This window comes from Rhodospirillaceae bacterium (genome assembly GCA_002746255.1).
GTDB lineage: Bacteria > Pseudomonadota > Alphaproteobacteria.
On sequence record NVWO01000004.1, the window covers coordinates 1 to 18,471 of the forward strand.

The window sequence follows — 18,471 nt, forward strand, 5'->3', positions numbered from 1 at the left end:
CCCTGCAGGCACTTTCGCAATAGCTGGCGGCGAGCGCGAGTTGCCGAAGATTTGTGCCGCTTTTGTGCACAACCGCGATGATGTCGGCCTTGTGCCAGTCCTGCTGGGGCTTTTTAATCGGTTTCATTTTCATGCGGCCTCTGGCCGTTTTTTAGGGCTGTAATTTTTCACTAAGGTTATAGGACCAAGATATTACCAAATAGTGCGAGGAATTCAACTCAAAAAAGGCGAAGGCACAAAACTGTGTTAAGTGATTGATGTTAAAAGATTTTAATAGCCGCCTGCGGGCTTCAATACCAGGAAGCGTCAATGCATTCGCAAAAAAATGCGGGATGGGCGAGAGCCTGATTCGGAAATATCTTGACGGCCCTACGCTGCCTGGGGTCGAAAATGCGGCCAAAATGGCCGCAGAGGCAGAGATTTCCCTAGAGTGGTTGATCACCGGCGTTGGGGAAAAACAACCATCGGGCGGCGCTGTTGCGACCAGCGGCCCAATTGACGAGGCCCTTTTGCAGGACGTTATCACCGCAATTGAAGAACTGCTTTTTGAACGCGGGSTYGAGCTGACGCCGGCGAAAAAGGCGCGCGCCATAGCCCTCGCTTTCGAACTGTTTCAGGAAGAMGGCGCGGTCGACCGGGAAACGGTYATCCAGCTCATTCRKCTGGCCGCATAGGTGCCGAGGATGAGCMGAAAGAACTTTATCAAAAGCGAATTATCGGGCGTTTTTGCGTCTGCGACGCCGGCGCATTTTTCTCAGACCACCTGGAAAGACCAGTACCGTCTACATCGTGCGCGCGCCGTCAAGACTATCGAAAAAATCGCACATAAAGCGGGCTTGATCGATACGGGAGATTTCACTGCTTATCTTCTTAATACCTACGGGACCGACCATCTGAATCATCTCAGCGACGGTGACCTAAAACGCACGACGAATTATCTGAATCGCTGCGCAGCCATCCTCCACGCGGCATCGTAATCAGCCAACGCCTCGCGCCACTTCTTGGGAATATGTACCTATATACAGATAGGCCTAATGGGCCTAATATCAAATCACTGGCCGATTGTGGCCGCCTGTAAAGGAGATCGAAAATGAACGACTTCGTTTTTTCAAAAAACACCGTCAAGGCACGCGCCGCCGAAATCGTGACCGCGCTCGAAAAAGAATTCCCGGAATTCCACATCGAAAAAGACGTGAGCAAAAGCGGTTTCGGCGAGAGCCTGTACGTCGTAATCAGCTATAGCGTTGAACATGCGCGGCGATGCATACCTCATGTTGAAATCAGAATTTCAGATCACGAGGTGGGCGACCGCCGTCATCAGCACTACAATTTGATGATTAACCCGAATGATGTCAGCTATTTGGCCACGTTTTTTAAAAAGCTCGCGACGATAAAAAAACGCGTAGATGCGTCTGTTGTTCTACCTGCCTACGAATCAGCCGACATAGCTGCCTGCCTTTTCGACATCAAAGATCGTAAAAACGGCGCGGCGAACCCGTGGCGCGCAAGCGCCTACATCTGGAATGGCGTCCGTAAAATTTTAATCCATTTCACGGCTGCGAATGAATCGGGGCTCGTTGACGCGGGCAGAGCCGCATTTTTAAAGCAGCCGCAGCACCCCACCCCAGGCGCTTCAGCATGACTGCTTTTAAAGCCGCAACCCGCGCGGAGATTGACGCCGCGCTCGCCGATCCGGACCCGGCGAACCCTATTGCCGTTGAGGTCGCCCGGCTGATCGAAACCTATACCGCCAATTTCGAGGCGCACTGCAACCGGCTGGGCCACGTACCAACCGAAATCCTGCTCGCCAAACCCCCATCGGAAATTGAACTCGTGGCGATGAAACTCACCAATCAGGCTATTTCAGATAGTCTGGGCTGGCCGCTTAAAGTTATTTGGACATGACGCCTGCTGAATTCAAATCCATTCGCCACGCGCTCGGGCTGTCAGCCAACAGGATGGCTCGGGTGCTCGGCGTTTCCGGCGGGCGAACCATCCGGAAATGGGAGGCCGGAGAAAACGATATTCCCGGCCCAGCAAAACTCGCTCTCGCCTATTTCGCGAGAGATATTCTTGGCCCGATGGCGGATGCTTTTCCCGCCATCAAACGGACTATCAAACGCCCTTAATGCAGCGCTTTTCAGTTCCGAGTTCGGCCCCAGTTCGCGTGGCCGTTTTTTTTACATAATTTCTTATATAACAGTATGTTAGAGCTAACTCGGAACTGAAAATTGAAACTCGGAAGCCAGTTCCGAGTTCGGGGCTTTATCTCGGAACAAAATTCGCGCCAGCAGCCGTTCCAGGCGTTGCCTTAATCAGCCTGTAAACGGCGCATTGAACGGGTTTTAAGGGGTATTGAAGCGTGGTGGTGGCAGCGACCGTACATTCCAGTTTCAAGTGTCACAACACCTCAAATCGCGCTTATTCCAGATTCTAATCGCCGGCGAAATTTTTCGACGACCCTCTCCAAAAAGTCCCATTACCTGCGGGCGTCCCGGTATATCCCCCCTCATCCCCCCTCATCCCGCCTCACTCCAGATTCAAGTGTCCCGTTACAATAGCTACCGAATAGCAACCACCGAAAGCGATTTCGAGGGTGTTTGAGGCCCTTTCTATGGTGCTGGAAATTTTACGCCTAGACTTAGGGAATCACATGCGGAGATTGTGGCGGTAAATCGACCGCAATGAGTAGCAGTAGGCCGGTTATCAGCGCGCAGGCTTCCCGCTTCCAATGATTGGACTCGTGTCCCTCCGGCGCAACGATCATCTCAGCGATCAGGCGCGCATCGTCCACGTCGTTGACCGTGTCCGTCCTCTCGTAAAGGCGGACTCTAGTTCTAAATGGCGGGAAAATCCGGGTGCAGGTCAGGAGTTGTGAATAACGAAACAAGGAAATGCTTATATCAAAAATCAAGTTCCTTAACAAAAATTGACGGGATGAACTCACACGCAGCAATCCATTTTTCTATATCGAAATTACCGAACATCCCCGCCGATGGCATGCCTGTCATCTCTTCTGTTACTTTTTCGACCTGCCGTAATCCCAAAATAGCTTGTTCTAGATGGCTCCTTGATGCAGACAGATATTTCCAAATGTCTCTGATATCATCCCGCCTGTCGACAGCGATTCCTGCTCCAAGGGTACACATCCAGACTTCTAGTCCTCTACTAGTGTTTTTTACGTGTTGAACACTTGCCTCTGGCAATTCTATTCCGAGCCTTCTCATATTCTTTTTAGTCTGCTCGAGTTGAATTGCATTTTTGTTGCGGATGTTCTCCAACATTTCGTAGAAGTGAACTAAGTCATCGCGGCTGTAATCAAGGGGCCGATCTAGAGCTTCGCCAAGGAGCTCGATGTCAGTAAACACTTCTTGCCTAAGAAACTGTCCAAGAGCCAAGATGGTTGCATGGTGACCTTTGTCCGTCGTTTCCAATTCCCACTTCACTTCTTTGATGCACATATAAACTTTTGAGTTTTGCATCTTCTTAGCGAACCAACCAACCATCACTCAGCCACCCTTGTTTATTACTGTGCGTGCCCGTCGCCATTTCCACGGCAACTCAAAATCCCCAGCCCATATTCCCAGCTTAGCTTCTTGGGCTTCAATCTCCTCCACTACATAATCCTTTGAGTAGCGACGATACGCCAGCGCCCAGCCCCGCCGGACCATCTCAGCGTTGAGATTAATGCTACCAGCAAAGCAGGTAGCTATCAGCCTCTTGTACCTGGCCTGCCCCCCATTAAGTGGTCCACTTGTTGGGCCACTATTGCCATCCGTGGCGGCGGCTGGAGCGTAGCGCTATCCGCCACCACGGATGGAACAGGCGCCAAGGGCAAGGCGGACGCCCAGCGCCGCGACGGTGGGCGCTTAACTCGCCCGGGTCCGATGGGTGGTTGGGGTCAAGAAGGCGGCGGACCGCCGCCTCGTCCTTTCCCAGTTTTTCCGCCAGATCGGCCACCGTCCTGCCCGTTTCCAGAAGGATTTTATGCAGCAGTGCCTTGGACGCAATCGCCGTTCCCGGCGTTGCCTTGCAGCCCAGAATGCGGGAAGGGGTGGGGATGGGTTCGGCTCTGGCGATGCGTTCGGCCAGCGCCGATTCCAGACAGGCGGTGGCGGCATCAAAGGCATCGCTGAAACGGGTGGCCGTGGCGCGGGCCTCTGGCAAATCCGGAATTGTGACGACAAACTGGCCGTCAATCTGCTCAATCGTGACGCCATAGGAAAGCTGCATCGATTCCATGGCTTCTGCGTCCCAAAATTTGAATTGTCAATTCTACAATATTCTAAGACGATAGGTCCTCCGGGCGATGCAAAATGCGGATTTCCCCCCGTCACGACGGCAGAAGGGTTTTTTCCATGACGCGACAGCACAAGATTCTCCGCGCTTTGATCGGCCTTCTGGCCCTTGCCGCCTTTGGCCTTGTCGCCCTGATCTGGTTCGACGGGCGCGGGATTGAGGGTCTGACCGAAAAGGCGAAGCAAGGGGACGCCGAGGCGCAATATGCGCTGGCCGTTGCCTTTGATACAGGCGACGGGGTGGTTGAAGACGATAGCCAAGCCGTCGAATGGTATCGCCATGCGGCCAAGCAGGGGCATATGCATGCCCAGCACAATCTGGGCGTTTCTTACGCAAATGGCGAAGGGGTTGTCCGCGACCTGACCGAAACGGTGACGTGGTATCGCCGCGCCGCCGCCCAGGGCAATTCGATTTCGCAATACAATCTTGGCCTTCTTTATGCGATCGGCCAGGGGCCGATCCGCCGCGACGACGGCGAAGCGCTGCAATGGTTTCGTCTGGCGGCCGAACAGGGCCACGCAAAGGCGCAAAGCAATCTGGGTGCCATGTACGCCCTGGGGCTGGGTGGGGAAAAGAACCTCGTTTTTGCCTATAAATGGTTTACGTTGGCGGCAAAGGCCTACCCGGAAGGCGAAGACCACGTACAGGCGTTGAAGAACCTGAAAAGCGCCGTGCAGGAAATGGCACCGGCCCAGATTGAACTGGCGGAAAAGCTGGCGAAAGAATGGAAGCCGAAGCCCTGGGAGAAGTGAGCGCGGGGATGACAGACAAAAAAGCCAAGAAAACCAAAAAAGCTAAGACAGCTAAGAAAACCGGGACGCGCGACGGACGCAAAAATCAGGACCGGGTTGTGGCCGAGGCGGCTCTGGACCTTGCGGCCGAGAGGGGCTGGCGCAATGTTTCGCTGCACGACATTGCGTTGCGAACGAACGTTTCCCTTTCCGAACTTTACAAAAACTATCTTTCCAAAGAGTCCATTCTGGATCGTTTTATGCGCGCCATCGACGAAGAGGTGTTGCGCGGTCTTGACGAAGAGGACGCGGAGGAAACGCCGCGCGACCGGCTTTTCGACATTCTTATGCGGCGCTTTGATGCGCTGGCACCCTATAAGAAAGGCATTGCGGCGGTCCTGAAGGATGTGATTTGCGACCCAACGGCTCTTGGTCTGGGCGCGTGCCGTTATTTTCTCTCGATGACGTGGATGCTGGAGGGGGCCGGTATTTCAACCGCCGGTCTGCACGGCATGCTTCGCGTGAAGGGCCTCTCCATCCTCTATTTTGCGGTGTTGCAGGTTTGGCTTGACGATAGTGCGGAAGACCAGGGGAAAACGATGGCGGCACTGGACCGCTGGTTAAAGCGGGCGGAAAAGATTGAGACACAATTTCCCTGGCCGGAAAGGGCGGCGTCCGAGTCCTAGGATTTAAGCATGCCGGCCAGGCCAAGGGCCGCGTTCTGCTGACTCGCGATTGTGTCGAGGTCCAGACCCTCGGTCAGTTCATGGAACAATTGGTACCAGTTGATCTCTGCCCGTAAATGCAAAAAGACGGAGCCAAGGCCGATGGTCGCGCGATCCATGAGGAGAAATTCGCGCGGCGGTGTCACACCGCCAAGGCGCTTTAACTCGCTGTGCACCTTCGCCGCCGTTTCCGCCCCATAGGCCATGGCGTTTGTTTCCTCGATTGGGCGCACGCAGTCTTCCATAAGGGGTGCGTAGACGAACCGGGCCCAGATGTTGAGCACCTCGATCAATTCCTTCGATAAATTCGAAAATCCCCATGTTTCATAAGCGGCAACGGCAAGGGCCTCGTCGCCATCGCGAAGGGCGTGGTAAAGGTCGATGACGCTTTTAACGAAGGCTGGCGGAAAGACCCGGATGCAGCCGAAATCCAGCAAATTGATCGAAAAATCCTCGCGCACGGAATAATTTCCGAGATGCGGATCGCCGTGGATAATTCCGCAGGTGTAAAAAGGGAGGTACCAGGCGCGGAACATGTTTTTCGCGACGCGATTGCGATGTTCAAGGTCGTGTTTCTTGAAGCGAAGCAGCGACTGTCCGTGCAGCCAGTCCATGGTGAGCAGGCGCGTTGTTGAAAGTTCCGGCACCGGTTCTGGCACATGAACGCCCGGCTCCTCTTTCAGCATATGGCCGTAAAGCGTCATATGGCGCGCCTCGCGCCGGTAGTCGAGTTCCTCGCGAAGCCGTTCGGAGATTTCCTCATAAATTTCGCCGACATCCACGGCGTTATCGAAACGGCGGTAAATCTGGAAAATTAGTTTCAGTTGCTGCAAATCCGCCTCGACGGTCGATTTCATGTCCGGGTATTGCAGCTTGCAGGCAAGCTCACGACCGTTTGTGTCGGTCGCGTAATGGACCTGGCCGAGAGAGGCTGCGGCGGCGGCTTCGCGTTCGAAATTTGAGAATTTATTACGCCAGCTTGGGCCAAGCTCGCTTGTCATACGGCGCTTTACAAATGGCCAGCCCATGGAGGGCGCGTTGGCCTGAAGTTCCGTCAATTCGCGCGCATATTCCTCGGGCAAGAGGCCGGGGACGGTGGAAAGAAGTTGGGCGACCTTCATCAGCGGCCCCTTCAGGCCGCCCAGCGCGCCACGCAATTCCGACGCATGGCGGTCAGGGTCGAGAGATTTTCCGAAAAGCTTCTTGGCACCCAGATTCGCGGCCAGGCCACCGACCGCCACGCTCACCTTGGCGTAGCGTTTCAGGCGTTTGGAAAGGCGATCCGCTTCCTGATCGTCCATGTTCTGATCGTCCATGTTCTGATCGTCCATCTCTTTTCTTGCACCCGTCATGATTTCGCCCGCACTATATAGGGAATGATGGATTTTCGCTGCAAACGATCCTGGTGAAAGCGTGATGGGGTTGCTTCCCGGCCTTGGTGCCTTGTCCTTTGCGGTCTGGCTCGTCCTGGTTTTCTTCCGGGGAGATTTCTGGCGGGCTGACCAAAGGCTGCGTCGATCCGTCCGGGATCTGGAAACCTGGCCGGAGGTCGCCGTGATTGTCCCGGCGCGGGACGAGGCGGCGGTCATTGAAGAGGCCGTGCAATCGCTGTTGGCCCAGGATTACCCAGGAAATTTTTCCATCTTCCTTGTCGATGATGGCAGCAGGGACGACACGGCAGGTCGCGCGCGGGCCGTCGCCGATGCCGGTGCCGGCGATGCCGGTGCCATGGGCGAACGGCTTGTTGTTCTAAAAGGCGAACCGCTTGTCGAAGGCTGGACGGGGAAGCTGTGGGCGATGGAGCAGGGCGTGCGTTCCGCCGCCAGCCTTGCGCCAGACGCGACCTATCTTCTTTTTACAGATGCCGACATCGCCCATGAGCCGGCCAGTCTGAAGATGCTTGTGGCAAAGGCGGAAAACGAGGGGTTGAACCTTGTCTCCCTGATGGTGCGCCTTCGTGGAACCGGGTTTTGGGAACGTCTGCTGCTACCGGCATTCGTCTTCTTTTTCCAGATGCTTTACCCCTTTCCATGGGTGAATGATCCGGCCAAAAAAATGGCGGCAGCGGCGGGGGGCTGCATGCTTGCCCGGCGGACGGCTCTTGAGAAAAGCGGTGGTCTTGCCGGCATTCGAGGCGAACTCATTGACGATTGCGCGCTTGCGCGCCAGATCAAGGCCAATGGACCGATCTGGCTTGGACTGACGGAAACGACGGCAAGCATTCGCCCCTATGAGGGGCTTGAGGGGCTTTGGCGCATGGTGACGCGCACCGCCTATACCGAACTTCGCCATTCGCCTTTTCTGCTTGCTGTGGCCCTGGCCGGCATGTTTGTCACCTATCTGCTGCCGCCTTTTTTGACCCTCGGCTATGGCCTTCACGGCAGCGGCACCGGGCTGGGTTTTGGCATCGCGGCCTGGGCGTTGATGGCGGCGAGTTACCGGCCCAGCCTGCGGCTGTATGGCGAACCGCCGTGGATCGGCATCCTGCTGCCCCTTGTCGCCCTGCTTTATTGCGTCATGACGTTTGATTCCGCGCGGCGCCATTGGCGCAACGCAGGCGGCGAATGGAAGGGACGTACGCATTCCATGAACCGGGGAAAATGAGGCAGAAAAAATGGGGCCGGAGGAACCAATGCGTTTCGATATTCTGCAGATCGACCACGTTGTTTTTCGCGTTGCAAACGCCGATCGTGCCAGCCGCTTTTATTGCGAGGTTCTTGGCTGCACCCTTGAACGGACGGTCGAGGCTTTCGGGCTTGTTCAGCTTCGGGCTGGTGCGGCGCTGATCGACCTTGTGACAATTGACGGCGCCATCGGTTGCAAAGGTGGCGCGGCACCGGGCAGGACGGGCCGGAATGTGGATCACATCGCCCTTCGGATTGCGCCCTTTGATGCCGCTGCCATTTTTGCGCATCTGGAATGTCACGGCGTGTCCCATGGCGAGGTCACAACGCGTTATGGGGCGGAGGGCTTTGGCCCGTCCATTTATATCGAGGACCCGGACGGCAACGTCATCGAACTGAAAGGTCCTGCGGAAGAAGACCTAGAAGATCAGCCGGGCGCTTGAAGGGCCTTTTCAATCTGGGCCCGTGCCGTGGGGAAAAGGTCCAGTTGCAGCGCTGCCTTTTGCGCGTCTGGTGACATTTTTTTCCAGGTCTTGCGCAGGATGCCAAGGATTTTTTCCTCCGCGTGTTTTTTTGAAAAATCCGCGAAGTCATGTTCCAGAAAAACAAGACAGATCACGTCTTCGAGGGCCTGGGCTTCGGTATCCTGCTTGAGTTTTTCCTTGCGGAGAAGGGATTGCACATGGGCAATTGTCGCCGCGTCATAGCCGGCGGCTTCAAGCAGGGTTTTGGCAATCCCGGCATGAAAATGCTTGAGCGCCGTTCGCCATTTCAAATAGCCAACCCGATCCATCGGGTAATCGCTGCGCGGAATTTCCCAGCGCCGGATGTGCTGGCTGCGGGCGGCGAGGCGGAGCGATTCCGATGCCTCCGGGCGAAAAAAACCAAGCCGTTCCGTCATGCGAATGCCGTAAAGAAGCGTCTTTGGAACGTCCCGTCCTTCGTGGCAGCACATGTTCGGGTCTTCGGCATTTGCTGCGTCAATGGCGGCAATGGCTGCTTTGAAGCGGGAAGCGTTTTTTATCATCGGCGAATTTTCACAATTGATAATTGGACGGAATTATCATCAAGCTTTGTTACGCAATGCTAGACCAATTGAAGCGGGCAAGGCATCAGGAAAAAAAGCGGCCCGGCACGAAGGTCGGGCCTAGGGGGGGAGGCATTGGTTGAATGCGTTCGGTTTAATCTAATTTCAGGACGTCACAGAGCAGCCAGTCCCTAAAAGTACGACGGCCGGCCTGTTCCGGGATTTTCCCTGGCCTTAGCTGATTTTCCAGCTGCCGTCTTCCTGGCGGCAGGCGGTGCCATAGGCATCTTGCGTGTTGCCGCCGACCGTCACGGTCTGCTGAAATTCGCGGCAATATTGGCCACCTTGTGTTTGATAGGTGCGGGTTGGCGTCACGGTGCCGGAATGGCCGCTGTCGGGGTTGACCCAGGAAGATGTCTGGCCGGTGGGGACTTGCTCGAAGGCATTTTCAGACGTGCGTGCCATGTAAAGCTGATCGGCACGGTCGAGGGATTGGCCGACCGAGTTGCCGATGCCGGCGCCGACCAGCGTGCCGAGGGCAACGGCGATAAGCTTGCCGCGGCCCTTGCCGATCTGCGAGCCGGCAAGGGCACCTATCCCGGCGCCAAGAAAGGTGCCACCCATTTGCTTGGGGCCGCTGTTTGTGCCGACGCAGGCGGAAAGGCCGATGGTCAATGCGAGGGGGATGGCAATCAGGGCCTTTTTCATGATTTTTGCCTCCAAATTGCGAGCGGGATGCTCTGTTACCGTTCGTGTAAGATTAAATATAGATGTAAAAATAATGTCAATAAAAATATTAAATTAAGAATTTAAAAATACATCTAATTGTATAATCCATTGTTATAAATGAAATATATTTTTCATGAGGCCACGCTGCCAACGGCATTTTTGAATTGTACCAAGCATATAGATGTATTATTGATTGCATTATTTGGACAAAAGGCTATTGTGCGACCTGTCTATCTGACAGGAGCGTTTAAGAAAGATGTCGATGAAATACAGCAGCGTACAGCGTCGGGAATACCTGACGATGCTGGATCGGGTGGGGGAGAGCTGGATCGGCGTTTTTGCCGATGATCGGGAATTTTACTCGACGGCCTATTGGGATTTGCTGACCGGCATGTGGCGCAGCGAGAAACCGGTTCGCAAGACGGACGCCCTTAAATTTATGCGCGCCATTCGCAGCGCCCATACGGCTGGCAAATATCTGGACGCGGCGATCACCAAGGGGATTGTTGAAGAAACGGCGAATCCGAGGGACGCGCGATCAAAGCTGGTGCAGCTGACGCCTGAGATGCGGGCCCGTCTCGATGTGTTTTTTGACACGGCAGTCGGCGAAATGCAGGAAGCCTATCAGCGCATCGGTGAAAACGCCTCTACAACCGAAGAATCCTGAATTCCGGGCAGACCTTATTTTCCCGGGCTGGTCATTTTTTCCGGCCGCACATATCGGTCGAATTCCTTTTCCGTCAACAAGCCCAGGGCAAGGGTCGCCTGTTTCAGCGTCGTCCCTTCGGCATGGGCCTTTTTGGCCACCTTCGCCGCATTGTCATACCCGATATGGGGATTGAGCGCCGTTACCAGCATGAGGGATTCGTGAAGCAATTGCGCGATGCGAGCCTCGTTCGCCTCAATGCCGATGACACAATTTTTTGTAAAGCTTGCTGAGGAATCCGCCAGAAGCCGGATCGACTGTAACAAATTATAGATCATCACCGGCTTGAAGACGTTCAGCTCAAAATGTCCGCTTGCGCCGGCAATGGATATGGCTGTGTGATTGCCCATGACCTGGACGGCAACCATCGTCAGCGCTTCGGCCTGGGTCGGGTTCACCTTGCCGGGCATGATGGACGAGCCGGGTTCGTTCGCGGGCAGGGCCAATTCGCCGATGCCGCAGCGTGGGCCAGAGCCAAGCAGCCGCACGTCGTTTGCGATCTTCATTAACGAAACGGCCAGTGTGTTCAGGGCACCAGAGGTTTCGACGATGGCGTCATGGGCGGCTAGCGCTTCGAATTTGTTGGGTGCCGTGACAAAGCGGATGCCGGTGATCTTTGCCACATTGCGTGCGAAGGCCTTGGCAAATCCCCGTTTCGTATTGAGTCCGGTGCCAACGGCTGTACCGCCTTGGGCAAGTTGCAGCAAGTGCGGCAGGGTGGCCTTCACCCGCGTTATCCCGTACGCGACCTGGGTGACGTAGCCGGAAAATTCCTGGCCGAGGGTAAGCGGGGTTGCGTCCTGAAGATGGGTGCGGCCGATTTTCGTCAGCTTTGCGAAACGTCGCGCCTTTTCATCCAATGCGTGCCGTAAGTTTTCGAGAGCCGGGAGAAGCGCCGAGTGAATTTCCTCAACAGCGGCAATGTGCATGACCGTCGGGAAGGTGTCGTTCGATGATTGGCCCATGTTCACGTGATCGTTCGGGTGGACCGGATCTTTCGATCCCATCTTGCCGCCTAATTTTTCGATGGCCCGGTTGGCGATGACCTCATTTGCGTTCATGTTCGTCTGGGTGCCGGAGCCGGTTTGCCAGACGACGAGGGGAAAATGCGCGTTCAGCTTGCCGCGCTGAACCTCATCGGCGGCGGCAACCACCGCCTTTCCGATGCGCTTCTTCAACAGCCCTAGATCCATATTGGTCTGGGCGGCCGCTTTTTTCTGGATGCCGAGGGCGCGGATAAGCGGCGTTGGCATCTTTTCACCACCGATCCGAAAATTCTGGAGCGAGCGCTGTGTCTGGGCTCCCCAATATTTATCGGCGGCAACCTTGATGCTGCCCATTGAGTCGCTTTCGGTACGGAAAGATGGCTTTTTCGCCATGGGGGATGCCTCCTTCTTCTCGATTATGGTTTTTTACCACAAGCCCGGCTTGCCGTGAAAGGAATGCTCTTTTTATGGGCTGGCGTTCTGGCTAAAAAAATCAGTCAAAACGAATGGTTGCGCCGCAAAGGGTGGTGAATTCCTCCCCCAAAAGTTCGTATAGGTCGGAATTGTCCCGGATGGAAAGCCAGCTGTTTTTTTCCTTGTCGTAATAAAAAGTCCGCCGGCCTGAAAGTGGTGAGGACAGGCCGATCGATTCGCGAATAACCATGGTGCTTAAATAATAGTGCTGGCCGTCTTCAAGTTCGATGGAAAGCGTGTCTTCCGTACGGTCGATCTCGACGGTGTCACCCAGTTCTTCTTCGAGCCTTTCCTGGATAAAACGAAACGTTTCTTCTAGGAAGTTGTCAAAAGGCGGTTTTTCGGGTGCGGTTGACATAGCCAGACTTATAACGCCTTGGACGCCTTTCTTAAATCCCATAATTTTTGTGCGGAAACGAGGGTTGAACGGTCTTGCCAAATTCTGACGGGCACCTTTTTCAGGCAGGGTTTGTTGAAAGCGTCCGGTGCCGTTATCTTGTGGGCGAATTTTCTATTAGGAAAGGTGCAACGGTGATGACACCGAAGATACTTGCCTTCTCAGGAAGCAGCCGCGACGGGTCTTACAACGCTATGTTGCTGGATGTTGCGGTGGCTGGCGCTGTTGCTGCCGGCGCCGAGGTGGACGTCCTGAATTTACGTAGTCTTGAACTGCCACTTTTTGATGCGGACCTTGAACAGGCCGAAGGGCTTCCCGAGGGCGTGCGGCAACTGAAAGCGCGGATGATGGCACATCAGGGCTTTCTCATTGCCTCGCCAGAATACAATGGCTCTATCTCGCCGGCTTTGAAGAACGCCATCGACTGGGCGTCGCGTCCCAATGGTAGCGAACCGCCGCTCGCCTGTTTTGCGGACAAGGTCGCCGCTATTTGCAGTGCCTCTCCCGGTGCCCTCGGGGGCTTGCGAGGGCTGGTGCATGTGCGCGCCATCCTAAGCAACCTCAAGGTGCTGGTCCTTCCCGACCAGGTGGCCGTCGGCGAGGCGCACCATGCCTTTCACAGGGAAGGCGGCCTGAAGGACGAAAAGCTGCGCCAGAGTGTCGAGGCCCTGGGCGCAAAAGTAGCCCATGTGATCGCAAAGCTTGCGGTCTGAGGCTGATCCATGCGTTCGTTCTCACCGACACCTGACGGCAAGGCACCTTTGAAATTTGAATGGCGGGCCTTGCGCACCCTGCTTCCCTATTTATGGCCGAAGGACAGCCGCGAGATGCGTGGGCGCGTCGCGCTGGCAATCGTTTTCCTGATCGCCGCAAAGGGCGCAAACGTCGTCGTCCCGCTTTTTTACAAGGCTGCCGTCGATGTCCTTTCCGGCGAGGTTAGCGTTGTCATCGTTCTGCCCCTGGGCCTTCTTTTTGGGTACGGGCTGCTTCGTATGCTTTCCCTTGTCTTTGGCGAGATTCGCAATGCCATCTTTGCGAAAGTAGCCCAGCGCGCCATTCGGGCTGTGGCGCTCAAGACGTTTAGCCACATCCATAGACTTTCTTTACGTTTTCATCTTGAGCGCCAGACAGGGGGCGTGAACCGTGCGATTGAGCGTGGCACGAAGGGCATCGAATTTCTCCTGACCTTCGTGATTTTTAATGTGGTGCCGACGTTTATCGAAATATTCCTCGTTTGCGGAATCCTGTGGGTGCTGTTCGACATTCGCTTTGCGGCGGTTACCTTCGTGACGATTAGCGGCTATGTGGCCTTTACCCTTTTCGTGACGGAATGGCGGACAAAATACCGTCGAATTATGAACGAGGCGGACAGCGAGGCAAACACGAAGGCGATTGATAGTCTGCTCAACTACGAGACCGTCAAATATTTTGGAAACGAAGAACACGAAGCGAAGCGGTTCGATCGCTCGCTTCAAAGCTATGAACGGGCGGCGGTTAAAAGCAAAACGTCTCTTTCCCTGCTGAACGTTGGCCAGGCGGCAATCGTTTCCATAGGTGTGACACTGGTCATGATCCTGGCCGGTCTTGGCATCGTTGATGGCAGCTTGACGATCGGGGATTTTGTCCTGGTGAATACGTATCTAATCCAGCTTTACATGCCGTTGAATTTTCTTGGTTCCGTCTATCGCGAGATCAAGCAATCTCTGACGGATATGGAATCGATGTTTGCGCTTCTTCGGGTGGCTCCCGAAGTACAGGACAAGCCGGACGCGGCGTCGCTCTGCGTGACGAAAGGCGAAATTCGTTTTGAAAACGTTGAATTCGATTACGATTCGCGGCGGAAAATTTTAAAAAACATTTCCTTTACAGTGCCGGAAGGAAAGACGGTCGCCATCGTCGGGCCAAGCGGTGCCGGGAAATCAACGCTGTCACGCCTTCTTTTTCGTTTCTACGACGTGGATCGCGGGCGTATCACAATCGACGGTCAGGACATCCGGAAGGTCAGCCAAAAAAGTTTGCGTGCGGCCATCGGCATCGTGCCTCAGGACACGGTTCTCTTTAACGATACGATTTTTTACAACATCGCTTATGGGCGGCCGGGGGCCGACCTGGCTGAGGTGGAAGAGGCGGCCTGTACAGCGCAAATTGACGGCTTTATCCGCTCGCTTCCAGACGGTTTTGAGACGCGCGTCGGCGAACGGGGGTTAAAACTTTCCGGGGGCGAGCGTCAGCGGATTGCGATTGCGCGGACGATCCTGAAAGGGCCGAAAATTCTTCTTTTTGACGAGGCGACTTCGGCGCTTGATTCCCATACGGAAAAGGAAATTCAGAAAAGCCTCCGGGCGGTTTCAAAGAATCGCACGACGCTGGTCATTACCCATCGCCTGACAACGGTCATTGATGCGGATGAGATTCTTGTTCTTGATGACGGAAAGATTGTTGAGCGTGGCCGGCATAAAGAACTTCTTGCGGCGCAGGGTCCCTATGCATCGATGTGGGCGCGGCAGATGCAATCACTGCCCGGCTAGTTTTCAGACCCGCTTTTCGGTCTAATCTTTTCGGCGAGGCCGCCGGCTGCGTGTAGCGGGGGGGGGTGTCGGCACAGGTTGGGCCAGAAAGGCAGGCACTTGCCAGTCGGGGCCGTCAGCCGTTGTTTTTTTCACCTTTTCGGGTGCGGGCGTTGGTTGCTTGGGCGCGGGCGTTGCTGCCTGGGGCGCAGGCGTTGCCGTCTGGGGTTTTGCCTGGGGCGCGGGTGTTGTTTGCGCGCGCACTTGCTGCTGTGGCTTTGCAGAGGTCGCGGGGCTTTTACCCCCTCTTCTTTGCCGGCCAAAACGGCGTTTTGGCTTTGCGGTCAGGTCAATCTCGGGCGGGTGCCGACCCTCAAGAGTCTTCCACGGAATTTCCTTACCTGTCATGCGCAGGATTGCGCCAAGCTGTTCGCCTTCTTCCGGTATGACCATCATAAACGCCCGGCCGGATCTGCCAGCCCGGCCCGTGCGGCCAATGCGATGAATGTAATCTTCCGGTGTGACGGGCACGCCATAATTAAAGACGTGGGAAACCTCGGGAATATCAAGGCCGCGCGCCGCAACGTCGCTTGCGACCAAAAAGTCAAGCTCCCCTTTGCGTAGGCTTTCCAGGGTTTCCATCCGCCTTGATTGTGGCAAATCGCCATGAATGGGGGCGGCATTTAACCCCTTCTTTTTCAACAGGTAGGCAAGGGCATCCACCTGTTTTTTTCGATTGCAGAAGATGATTGCACTTTTAACATTTTCGCTTGCGATGAGTTCCAGAAGGGCTGCGTCTTTTTCTCTTTCCCCGACGGCAATCAGGAATTGTTCAACCGTTTCCGCCGCCGCCGTTGGCGACGAGACGGAAATTTCCTTTGGGTCGTTCAGAAAAGAATCTGCAAGTCGGCGAATTTCCGGCAGGATTGTCGCCGAGAAAAGAAGCGTTTGCCGGTTCTTGGGAATGGCGCGTACGATTCGTTCCACATCGGGGATAAACCCCATGTCCAGCATGCGGTCGGCCTCGTCGATAACGAGGATCTTGACATCATGAAGCAGCAGCAGCCCGCGCTCGTAGCAATCCAGGAAACGGCCCGGGGTGGCGATCAGCACGTCGGCGCCGCGTTCGATCTGTTTTTCCTGGGGGGCCAGTGAAATACCGCCAATCAGAAGCGCCTTTGCAAGCCGGTGGTATTTTCCATAGCGGTCAAAGTTTTCGGCAACCTGGGCCGCGAGTTCCCGGGTTGGCTCCAGAATGATGGCTCTTGGCATGCGCGCCTTGGCGCGGCTTTGCGCCAGAATGTCGATCATGGGAAGCGTGAAGGAAGCGGTCTTACCGGTGCCGGTCTGGGCGCAGCCAAGGATGTCGCGCCCCATCAGCACGGAAGGAATGGCCTTCTTCTGAATGGGGGTCGGCTCAACGTAACCGGATTCCTCGACGGCGCGCAAAAGCTCGTCACTTAGCCCAAGATTGGCAAAGCTCATTTGCTGTGACCGGTCGAGATGAGACTCTTTTGAAGGGGGGTTCCGTGCATGTCGGGCGGAGTGTAGGCCTTCTTGCGCGTCTGTCAATTCCAGCGATTGGTCATGGACATTGGCGGGGGTGCGGACTTTCGTTACGCTAGGCATTGCCAGGGGTTGAAAAAGACCAACGCCGGGGTCCGGTGGCCGGTTTCAAGGGAAGGTGTCTTTCATGTTGATTGATCGGCAAAGGTCGCTTCTCCTGATTGTGGATGTTCAGGAAAAACTTGTTCCCGCCATTCATGGTTTTGCGTCTTTTCTCAAAAACGCCATTCTTCTGATGGGGGCCGCCGGCCGGCTTGGCGTTCCGATGCGGATGTCCGAACAATATCCCCAGGGGCTGGGGCGCACGATTCCAGAGCTTCGCGGACTCTATCGTGGCGGCGGCGACCGTCCGGATGGCCAAGTGTTCGAAAAAACCTGTTTTTCCTGTTCGGAGGAACCAGGTTTCTTGCCGGAGCTTGCCGTTACCGGGCGCGATCAGATTGTGCTGATCGGGATTGAGGCGCATATCTGCATTTTGCAGACGGCAATCGGCCTGCAATCGGCGGGCTATTATCCTTTTGTCGTAGCCGACGCCGTTTCCTCGCGCACGCCTGAGAATTGTGCCCTTGGCCTGGCGCGTGTGCGTGCGAACGGCGTTGCCGTGGTTTCTGCGGAAATGGTCCTGTTCGAATGGCTAAAGCATTCGGGAACGGACGAATTTCGCGAACTTTCAAAGCTCCTGCGTTAAGGCGCCAATAAACGCGAAAGGGCATCCTTTGGCCGTGAATCGCATGCCCCTTGTTCTGCTGCCGGGCCTTCTTTGCGACGCCGAACTCTGGCGGCATCAAATTGATCATTTGCAAGATATTGCTGATCCGATCGTCGCCGATTTAACCAAGGCCTCCTCGATGGAGGCAATGGCGCGTTCCGTTCTCGACGCCATGCCGGAAACATTCGCCCTGGCCGGCCTTTCGATGGGTGGCTATGTGGCTCAGGCCGTGCTTCGTCTGGCGCCGGAGCGGGTTTCGCGTCTTGCCCTTTTGGATACGAATTTTCGTGCAGACACGGACGTGCAACGGGCCCGCCGGGGCGACATGATGGCGCTTGCCGAAAAAGGGGTGTTTAAGGGCGTTACGCCGAGGCTTTTGCCGAGCCTCATTCATGAAAACCGTCTGCAAGACGAGTCCCTGGTCGCGGCGGTCATGGCCATGGCCGAGCGGGTTGGCAAGGAAGCCTTCCTGCGCCAGGAGCGGGCGATCCTGGGACGAAGTGACGGCGGCACAACCTTAAAAGCGGTGACGTGCCCAACCCTTGTGCTTTGTGGGAAGGACGATGCGTTAACCCCGTGCGCGCTTCATGAAGAAATGGCGGAACTAATTCCCGATGCCCGCCTCGTCGTTATTCTCGATTGCGGGCACCTTTCCACGATGGAACGGCCCGAGGCGGTGTCGGCAGCCATGGAGGAATGGCTGGCGGCCTGAGTTTTCTGTTTTTGTTCGAGGCTAGCCCTAAAAGAAAAGCCCCGGGTCAAAGGGCCGCCAGCCACCGCAATGAGGCATCGCAATAGCTGGTTTTGGTCCTCTGACCCGGGGGTCATCTTGTCGTACCGGCTCCGGTGGACTCGTCATCGCGTACAGATTTTAAGTCGAAAAATACGTACACACACCGTCCCGGCTCGGGCGACGAAAGGGCAGACGTCACCATGCCATGACGGTAGTTAAACTTCGTTTGCGTGGATAGGGGAGTTCACCGGAATGTGA

General features: G+C 55.5%; 24 protein-coding genes and 1 pseudogene. 14 read left to right on the plus strand and 11 right to left on the minus strand.

Annotated features, from left to right (window positions below; all coding sequences use genetic code 11):
* Window positions 1-19: 19 nt before the first annotated feature.
* A pseudogene (locus COA65_03675) lies at window positions 20-133 on the minus strand (transcriptional regulator).
* A gap of 199 nt (window positions 134-332) precedes the next feature.
* Here COA65_03675 and COA65_03680 point away from each other — a divergent pair.
* The 5 genes from COA65_03680 to COA65_03700 all read left to right on the plus strand — a co-directional run bounded on the left by COA65_03680 (window position 333) and on the right by COA65_03700 (window position 2,129).
* Window positions 333-674 (plus strand): hypothetical protein, encoded by a 342-nt coding sequence (locus COA65_03680; GenBank protein PCJ60339.1) that lies wholly within the window; start codon window positions 333-335, stop codon window positions 672-674.
* A 9-nt stretch (window positions 675-683) separates the two neighbouring features.
* On the plus strand, window positions 684-977 hold the full coding sequence (locus COA65_03685) for a hypothetical protein (GenBank protein ID PCJ60340.1): 294 nt from the start codon (window positions 684-686) through the stop codon (window positions 975-977).
* Window positions 978-1,090: 113 nt separating this feature from the next.
* Complete coding sequence (locus COA65_03690) at window positions 1,091-1,642, plus strand: hypothetical protein (protein ID PCJ60341.1); 552 nt, start codon at window positions 1,091-1,093, stop codon at window positions 1,640-1,642.
* Window positions 1,639-1,905 (plus strand): hypothetical protein, encoded by a 267-nt coding sequence (locus COA65_03695; GenBank protein ID PCJ60342.1) that lies wholly within the window; start codon window positions 1,639-1,641, stop codon window positions 1,903-1,905. Before COA65_03690 ends, COA65_03695 begins: the two co-directional genes overlap by 4 nt.
* Window positions 1,902-2,129 carry a hypothetical protein gene (locus COA65_03700; GenBank protein ID PCJ60343.1) on the plus strand — a complete coding sequence of 76 codons (228 nt, stop codon included), beginning with the start codon at window positions 1,902-1,904 and terminating at the stop codon, window positions 2,127-2,129. The genes COA65_03695 and COA65_03700 overlap by 4 nt, the downstream gene beginning before the upstream one ends.
* 512 nt (window positions 2,130-2,641) lie before the next feature.
* Here COA65_03700 and COA65_03705 read toward each other — a convergent pair.
* The 4 genes from COA65_03705 to COA65_03720 are packed head-to-tail and all read right to left on the minus strand — an operon-like array spanning window position 2,642 to window position 4,242.
* Window positions 2,642-2,890, minus strand: coding sequence for a hypothetical protein (locus COA65_03705; GenBank protein ID PCJ60344.1), 249 nt, complete (start codon window positions 2,888-2,890; stop codon window positions 2,642-2,644).
* A gap of 13 nt (window positions 2,891-2,903) precedes the next feature.
* The gene (locus COA65_03710) at window positions 2,904-3,506 is read right to left on the minus strand and encodes a hypothetical protein (protein ID PCJ60345.1); all 603 of its coding nucleotides are present in this window, start codon (window positions 3,504-3,506) and stop codon (window positions 2,904-2,906) included.
* A 3-nt stretch (window positions 3,507-3,509) separates the two neighbouring features.
* Complete coding sequence (locus tag COA65_03715; GenBank protein ID PCJ60346.1) at window positions 3,510-3,716, minus strand: hypothetical protein; 207 nt, start codon at window positions 3,714-3,716, stop codon at window positions 3,510-3,512.
* Between the two features lie 49 nt (window positions 3,717-3,765).
* Window positions 3,766-4,242 carry a hypothetical protein gene (locus COA65_03720; GenBank protein ID PCJ60347.1) on the minus strand — a complete coding sequence of 159 codons (477 nt, stop codon included), beginning with the start codon at window positions 4,240-4,242 and terminating at the stop codon, window positions 3,766-3,768.
* A 74-nt stretch (window positions 4,243-4,316) separates the two neighbouring features.
* Between COA65_03720 and COA65_03725 the strand changes: the two genes are divergently transcribed.
* Together COA65_03725 and COA65_03730 are read left to right on the plus strand one after the other, a co-directional pair.
* Window positions 4,317-5,051 carry a hypothetical protein gene (locus tag COA65_03725; protein ID PCJ60348.1) on the plus strand — a complete coding sequence of 245 codons (735 nt, stop codon included), beginning with the start codon at window positions 4,317-4,319 and terminating at the stop codon, window positions 5,049-5,051.
* Window positions 5,024-5,716 carry a TetR family transcriptional regulator gene (locus tag COA65_03730; GenBank protein PCJ60349.1) on the plus strand — a complete coding sequence of 231 codons (693 nt, stop codon included), beginning with the start codon at window positions 5,024-5,026 and terminating at the stop codon, window positions 5,714-5,716. The genes COA65_03725 and COA65_03730 overlap by 28 nt, the downstream gene beginning before the upstream one ends.
* Here COA65_03730 and COA65_03735 read toward each other — a convergent pair.
* Window positions 5,713-7,056: an ABC transporter ATP-binding protein gene (locus COA65_03735; protein PCJ60462.1), complete on the minus strand. Its 1,344-nt coding sequence runs from the start codon at window positions 7,054-7,056 to the stop codon at window positions 5,713-5,715. The two genes, COA65_03730 and COA65_03735, sit on opposite strands and share 4 nt — an antisense overlap.
* A gap of 115 nt (window positions 7,057-7,171) precedes the next feature.
* Here COA65_03735 and COA65_03740 point away from each other — a divergent pair, with 115 nt between their 5' ends.
* Both COA65_03740 and COA65_03745 read left to right on the plus strand, forming a co-directional pair.
* Window positions 7,172-8,359 (plus strand): glycosyl transferase family 2, encoded by a 1,188-nt coding sequence (locus COA65_03740; GenBank protein ID PCJ60350.1) that lies wholly within the window; start codon window positions 7,172-7,174, stop codon window positions 8,357-8,359.
* 28 nt (window positions 8,360-8,387) lie between these two features.
* Window positions 8,388-8,822 (plus strand): VOC family virulence protein, encoded by a 435-nt coding sequence (locus COA65_03745; protein ID PCJ60463.1) that lies wholly within the window; start codon window positions 8,388-8,390, stop codon window positions 8,820-8,822.
* Here COA65_03745 and COA65_03750 read toward each other — a convergent pair.
* The gene (locus tag COA65_03750; protein PCJ60351.1) at window positions 8,807-9,406 is read right to left on the minus strand and encodes a hypothetical protein; all 600 of its coding nucleotides are present in this window, start codon (window positions 9,404-9,406) and stop codon (window positions 8,807-8,809) included. The two genes, COA65_03745 and COA65_03750, sit on opposite strands and share 16 nt — an antisense overlap.
* Before the next feature lie 234 nt (window positions 9,407-9,640).
* A complete protein-coding gene (locus COA65_03755; GenBank protein PCJ60464.1) occupies window positions 9,641-10,114 on the minus strand; it encodes a hypothetical protein in 474 nt (157 codons plus the stop codon).
* A 277-nt stretch (window positions 10,115-10,391) separates the two neighbouring features.
* On the opposite strand from COA65_03755, the gene COA65_03760 reads away from it, so the two are divergent.
* Complete coding sequence (locus COA65_03760) at window positions 10,392-10,802, plus strand: hypothetical protein (GenBank protein ID PCJ60352.1); 411 nt, start codon at window positions 10,392-10,394, stop codon at window positions 10,800-10,802.
* A gap of 14 nt (window positions 10,803-10,816) precedes the next feature.
* Here COA65_03760 and fumC read toward each other — a convergent pair whose 3' ends face one another.
* A complete protein-coding gene (fumC, locus tag COA65_03765) occupies window positions 10,817-12,220 on the minus strand; it encodes a fumarate hydratase, class II (GenBank protein ID PCJ60353.1) in 1,404 nt (467 codons plus the stop codon).
* A gap of 100 nt (window positions 12,221-12,320) precedes the next feature.
* Entirely contained in the window at window positions 12,321-12,701 is a 381-nt protein-coding gene (locus COA65_03770; GenBank protein PCJ60354.1) for a hypothetical protein, read from the minus strand.
* A gap of 134 nt (window positions 12,702-12,835) precedes the next feature.
* On the opposite strand from COA65_03770, the gene COA65_03775 reads away from it, so the two are divergent.
* Complete coding sequence (locus COA65_03775; protein PCJ60465.1) at window positions 12,836-13,411, plus strand: NADPH-dependent FMN reductase; 576 nt, start codon at window positions 12,836-12,838, stop codon at window positions 13,409-13,411.
* A gap of 9 nt (window positions 13,412-13,420) precedes the next feature.
* The gene (locus COA65_03780) at window positions 13,421-15,226 is read left to right on the plus strand and encodes a metal ABC transporter permease (protein ID PCJ60355.1); all 1,806 of its coding nucleotides are present in this window, start codon (window positions 13,421-13,423) and stop codon (window positions 15,224-15,226) included.
* Window positions 15,227-15,247: 21 nt separating this feature from the next.
* Here the strand turns inward: COA65_03780 and COA65_03785 are convergent, their stop codons facing one another.
* Entirely contained in the window at window positions 15,248-16,690 is a 1,443-nt protein-coding gene (locus COA65_03785) for a DNA helicase (GenBank protein PCJ60356.1), read from the minus strand.
* Between the two features lie 208 nt (window positions 16,691-16,898).
* Between COA65_03785 and COA65_03790 the strand changes: the two genes are divergently transcribed.
* Window positions 16,899-17,459, plus strand: a complete 561-nt coding sequence (locus COA65_03790; protein PCJ60357.1) for a hydrolase — start codon at window positions 16,899-16,901, stop codon at window positions 17,457-17,459.
* A gap of 28 nt (window positions 17,460-17,487) precedes the next feature.
* Window positions 17,488-18,192: an alpha/beta hydrolase gene (locus COA65_03795; GenBank protein PCJ60358.1), complete on the plus strand. Its 705-nt coding sequence runs from the start codon at window positions 17,488-17,490 to the stop codon at window positions 18,190-18,192.
* The last annotated feature ends 279 nt before the right edge of the window (window positions 18,193-18,471 follow it).